Consider the following 793-nt stretch of genomic DNA (forward strand, 5'->3'; position numbering starts at 1 on the left):
TCATAATATCTATTAAAGCGGGTACAATAGCCATTGCGCTACTCTTTTTAAAATGATCATAGTCATATGATCTTTTAGAGCGCCCTGTTCCTAAAGAGAGTAAATAAATGTCATTGATTCTGGTTTGATTAAATGCCTTTGTAACTTCTATTAAGCCACTTAACGCCGGATTTGTAGCAAACACCCCTCCATCAAGTAAAGGATATCTTACATTAGCTAAAGAGTGTATTTCAGCCACACTAAAATACGTTGGTGCTGCCGAAGTTGCCCTACAAACATCCTTTAAATAAAAATCCCTTACATCGCCACGCACTATGGCGTTCTGCTGTCTAAAAAAATGTGTTTTGCGCAGTTCTATATTATAAGCACTTATTATACAAGGCTTAATAAGCTGGCTAAGTTTTATTTTATCAAAATACTTCTTCAAAACCCCCTCAAAGATTTGGCTGTTATAGCGTTCTCCCGCTAAACCAAATTTTGCTCTTAAGCGCTTAAAGAAGCTCATTTTAAAAATCTCATTACCATGCTCCAGATATAGATCCAATGCTTCTTTAGCAGAAAATCTTGGTCGGGTTGGATGCTCATCCGATGGGCAAAGCAACAGACAGGTTAAAATACCTCCGGTACTCGTTCCTGCAAAAAAGTCAAAATAATCAACAATAGCGGCATCTGGATTTTTACTTTCTTTTTTTAATTTTTCCTCGAGCGCTACTAAAAGCATCCCTGGAATAATTCCTCTTATCCCGCCACCATCTATAGAAAGGATTTTCTTCATAATACATGTGGGTTACCG

General features: G+C 37.3%; 1 protein-coding gene. It reads right to left on the reverse strand.

The window, feature by feature from the left end:
- A partial coding sequence (locus AC1DG9_RS27495; protein ID WP_477635753.1) for a patatin-like phospholipase family protein occupies positions 1–775 on the reverse strand: 775 nt, incomplete at its 3' end.
- Positions 776–793: the final 18 nt, after the last annotated feature.

The organism is Pedobacter sp. 05L430, assembly GCF_056397585.1.